1 protein-coding gene is annotated in these 5,292 nt (G+C 72.6%); it reads left to right on the top strand.

All coding sequences use genetic code 11. From position 1 onward, the window contains the following. Positions 1–5,292 (top strand): non-ribosomal peptide synthetase (locus tag IE258_RS40315; RefSeq protein ID WP_189750761.1); only part of this gene is annotated, 5,292 nt, incomplete at both ends.

The following is a 5,292-nucleotide window of genomic DNA, read 5'->3' as shown; positions in this document are numbered from 1 at the left end:
ACGAACAAGCCCTCTGCACCCTCTTCGCCGAAGTACTCGGCACCGACACCGTCACCATCGACGACGACTTCTTCCACCTCGGCGGACACTCCCTCCTCGCCACCACACTCATCAGCCGCATCCGCACGACCATCGGTGCGGAACTCCCCATCCGGCAGCTGTTCGAGACCCCCACCGTCGCCGGCATCAGCGCCACGCTCGACCAGCAGCCGGCCCGTGCTGCCGTACGGCGTCCCGGTGTCACGGCCGGACCGCGGCCTGGACGGATCCCCGTCTCCTACGCCCAGCAGCGGCTGCGGTTCCTGAGTCTGCTGGAGGACGGCAGTACCGCCTACAACGCCCCCGGCGCGTTGCGGCTCACCGGAGCCCTGGACCAGGAGGCCCTGCGGCAGGCCCTGGTCGACGTCGTGGCCCGGCACGAGAGCCTGCGGACCGTCTTCGCCGAGGACGAGGGCGGCTTCACCCAGGTGATCCTGGAACCCTACGAGGTGGCCCTGGGATTCGACATCGTCGCGGTGGACGAGGAGCGGCTCGGGGAACGGCTGGCGGACGCGGCACGGTACTCCTTCGACCTGGCCGCGGAACCGCCCCTGCGGGCCACCCTGTTCGAGGTCGGCGACGACGAGTACGTACTCCTGCTGCTCCTGCACCACATCGCCGGCGACGGTTCGTCGATGCGTCCGCTGGCTCGTGACCTGGCCGCCGCCTACGCGGCGCGGGTGCGGGGGACGACGCCGGAATGGGCGCCGCTGCCGGTCCAGTACGCCGACTACAGCCTCTGGCAGCGCGACATCCTCGGCACCGAGGACGACCCCACCAGCGAGATCACCCGCCAACTCGACTACTGGACCCACACCCTCACCGGACTCCCCGACCAGCTCGAACTCCCCTACGACCGCCCCCGCAGTGAGGTGGTCACACAGCACGGTGGACAGGTGTCCCTGCGGATTCCGGCCGAACTCCACGGGCAGTTGCACGAGTTGGCGCGGACGACGCACTCCAGTCTGTTCATGGTGTTCCAGGCGGGGCTCGCCGCCCTGCTGACCCGGCTCGGCGCGGGCACCGACATCCCCCTCGGATCGCCGATCGCGGGCCGCACCGACGCGGCCGTCGAGGAGCTGGTCGGGTTCTTCGCCAACACGCTGGTGCTGCGCACCGACACCTCGGGCGACCCGACGTTCGCCGAGCTCGTGGAGCGCGTGAGGGCGCGGAGCCTGGAGGCGTACCAGCACCAGGACCTGCCGTTCGAGCGGCTGGTCGAGGCCGTCAACCCGGACCGCTCGCTCACCCGGCACCCCCTCTTCCAGGTGTGCCTGACCCTCCACAACACCGACCCGCGGGCCACGGTCGCCGAGGAGGCGCGGCTGCCGGGACTGACGGTGGAGCTGGAGCGGCTCCCCATCGAGGACACCAAGTTCGACCTCAACTGGGAACTGACGGAACACGTCGACGGCCTCGGACGGCCCGCGGGTGTCACCGTCGACCTGGAGTTCTCCGCCGAACTGTTCGACCGCGACACCGCCCGCTCGGTGGCCGACCGCCTCGTGCGCCTGCTGTCCGCGACGGCCCGCGACGCGGAGGTCCCGATCGGCGAGATCGACGTTCTCGCCCCGGGCGAGCGCACGGCGATCCTGGACGAGTGGAGCGACGCGGCCCGGCCCCCGGTGGCGGCCGCGCTGTCCGGCTCGTCCCTGCCGCGGACGGCGGACGACGCTCGCGCGTACGTCCTCGACGACTCCCTGGCCCCGGTGCCGCCCGGGGTCGCGGGGCAGCTGTACGTTTCGGGCTCCGGTCCGGCCGGTGACGCGGAGGAGCAGGAGCGGTGGCTGCCGTGTCCGTTCGGCCGCGCGGGCTGGATGTACCGCACCGGCACGTCGGCGCGCTGGTCGGCCGACGGTGAGCTGCGGCTCGTCGAGGTGCCCGGGCGGACACCCGCCGGCCCTGCGGACGTGTGGCCCGCACGTTCCCGGGGGCCGCGCAGCCCGCGGGAGCAGATCCTGTGCACCGTCTTCGCGGAGCTGCTCGGTGTCGCCTCCGTGGGCATCGACGACGACTTCTTCGACCGCGGCGGACATTCCCTGTCGGCGGTACGACTGCTCAGCCGGATCCGCGCGGTGCTCGGTGCGGAGCTGTCCATCCGCCGGCTCTTCGAGAACCCGACGGTCGCCGGCGTCGTCGAGGCGCTCGACGAGGCGTCGGGCGCCCGCCGACCGGTCACCGCCGTCGCGCGCCCCGCCCGGATCCCGCTGTCGTACGCCCAGCAGCGGCTGTGGTTCCTCAACCACCTGGAGGGGCCGAGCGCCACGTACAACATCCCGGTGGCGCTGGGCTTGAAGGGCGCGCTCGACCGGGCCGCGCTGCGCCTGGCGCTCACCGACGTCGTCGCCCGGCACGAGTCGCTGCGAACCCTGTTCGCCGAGGACTCCGACGGGGCGCGGCAGATCGTCCTGCCCGCCGCCCACGCGACGCCGGAACTGACCGAGGTCGACGTGGCACCCGGCGAGTTGCCGGGCAGGATACGTACCGCGGCGTCCCACCCCTTCGACCTCGCGGTCGAGCTCCCCGTCCGGGCCTGGCTGTTCTCCGCGCACGACGGGGAGCGGGTCCTGGTCCTGGTGGTCCACCACATCGCCGGAGACGGCTGGTCAATGGGCCCCCTCGCCCGCGACCTGTCGCTCGCCTACACCGCCCGCACTCGCGGGGACGCCCCGGCGTGGACGCCGCTTCCCGTTCAGTACGCCGACTACACGCTGTGGCAGCGGGAGGTGCTCGGCTCCGAGGACGACCCGGACAGCGAGATCTCCCGGCAGCTGGCCCACTGGAAGACCGCGCTGGCGGACCTTCCCGAGGAGCTGGAGCTGCCGGTCGACCGGCCCCGCCCGGCCCGGCAGTCGCACCGCGGCGGCCGGGTGCCCTTCGAGGTGTCCGCCGGCCTGCACGCACGGCTGGCCGCGTTCGCCAGGGAGACGGGCACCAGCCTGTTCATGGTGACGCAGGCCGCCCTGGCCACCCTGCTCACCCGGCTGGGCGCGGGTACCGACATCCCGATCGGCAGTCCCGTGGCGGGACGCACCGACGCGGCCGTCGAGGATCTCGTCGGGTTCTTCGTGAACACCCTGGTACTGCGGACGGACACCTCGAACGATCCGACGTTCGCCGAGCTGGTCGGCCGGGTCAGGGAGACCAACCTCGGCGCCTACGGGCACCAGGACGTGCCCTTCGAGCGGCTGGTGGAAGTGCTCAGCCCCGTCCGCTCGCTGGCCCGTCACCCGCTCTTCCAGGTGCTGCTCGGCTTCGACAACAACCAGGAGGCGCTGGAGATCCTGCGGCTGCCCGGTCTCACGGTGGACGTGCACGCGCCGGAGACCGGACGCGCCAAGTTCGACCTGGCGTTCTTCTTCGACGAGCGCTACGGCCCGCACGGCGAGCCCGAGGGCCTGGGCGGCGCCGTCGAGTACAACTCCGACCTTTTCGACCGCAGTACCGCACAGGAGTTCGCCGAGCGGCTGCTGCGTGTCCTGGAGGGAGCCGTCGCCGACCCGGAGCGGCCCATCGGCCGGCTGGAGGTGATGTCGCCCGCGGAACGCGACCGTGTGGTGGACGAGTGGAACCGCACCGCTCACGACGTGCCCCCGCTGCCGGTGCCGACGCTCTTCGAGCGGCAGGTCGCGGCCGAACCCCGGGCGACCGCGGTGCTCGGTGAGGACGTCACCCTCTCCTACGCCGAGCTGAACTCCCGCGCGAACCGGCTGGCGCGTCTGCTGGCCGCCTCGGGAGTGGGCGCCGAGGATGTCGTCGCGATCGCCCTCCCCCGGTCGGCCGACCTGGTGGTGGCCCTGGTGGCCGCCCTCAAGGCGGGCGCCGCCTACCTCACTCTCGACGTCTCGGCCCCCGAGCAGCGCCTTCGCGCGGTACTCAGCGACTGCGGCCCGCGCGTCGTCGTCACCGACTCGGCCACCCGGCCTCTCCTGGGCGACGGGATCACCCTCGACGTCGTTGTCGACGCCCCGGAGACGGTCCGGGAACTCGCCGCGGCCGCGGACGCCGACCTGACCGACGCGGACCGGGTCCGCCCGCTGGATCTCCGGCACCCCGCCTACGTCGTGTACACCTCGGGCTCCACCGGCACGCCCAAGGGCGTGGTGATGCCGATGAGTTCGCTCGTCAACCTGCTCGCCTGGCACACCGGAACGTACAGCGGCGGCGTGGGCACCCGCACGGCCCAGTTCCTCGCCGTCTCGTTCGACTTCGCGGTGCAGGAGATCCTGCAGGCGCTGGTCGTCGGCAAAACCCTGGTGATCCCGGAGGAGCACGTCCGCCGCGACGCCTACGAACTGGCCCAGTGGATCGCCAGGTACAGCATCAACGAACTGTTCGCGCCGACCCTCGTGATCGACGCCGTGCTGGCGGCGGCCGCCGACACCGGTGAACGGCTCGACTCCCTCACCGACCTCTTCCAGGGCGGGGAGCAGTTCCGGCTCAGTCACGAGCTGAGGGAGTTCTGCGCGAGCGGCTGGCGGCGGATGGCCCACAACATCTACGGCCCGGCCGAGACCCACGCGGCCACCACCGCGACCCTCCCCGGGGACATCGACGAGTGGCCCACCGCCGCCTCCATCGGGCAGCCGCTGTGGAACGCCTCGGTGTACGTCCTCGACGCCGGGCTGCGGCCGGTGCCGCCGGGCGTGCGCGGTGAGCTCTACATCGGCGGCGCCCAGCTGGCCCGCGGCTACCTCGGCCGCCCCGACCGTACGGCGGAACGGTTCGTCGCCTCACCGTTCGGGCGGCCCGGCACGCGTCTCTACCGCACCGGCGACGTCGTGCGGTGGAACCACTGCGGCGAGCTGGAGTTCCTGGGCCGCGCCGACCACCAGGTCAAGATCGGCGGTTTCCGTGTGGAGCCGGGCGAGGTCGAGGCCGTGCTCGCCGACCACCCGAGCGTCGAGACGGCGGTCGTGGTCACCCGCGAGGAGTCCGCCGGTCCGACCCGGCTCGTGGCGTACGTGGTGCCGGAGGGCCAGGACGCCGACCCGGCGCTGGGCCGCACGCTGCGTGCCCACCTCGAGCAGCAGCTGCCGCACTACATGGTCCCGTCCTTCGTCGTCCCGCTCGACGAGCTGCCACTCACCGCCAACGGCAAGCTCGACCGCCGGGCGCTGCCCGCCCCCGGCACCGACACGGTGGCCGCGGAACCCCGCACCGAGCGGGAGAAGGTGCTGTGCGCGCTGTTCGCGGACGTCCTGGGCCTGGCCGAAGTGGGCGTCGACGACGGGTTCTTCGACCTCGGCGGCG

Origin of the sequence: Streptomyces tendae (genome assembly GCF_014650435.1) — a bacterium.
Taxonomy (GTDB): Bacteria; Actinomycetota; Actinomycetes; order Streptomycetales; family Streptomycetaceae; genus Streptomyces; species Streptomyces tendae.
This window is presented reverse-complemented; position numbering and strand designations above follow the sequence as displayed.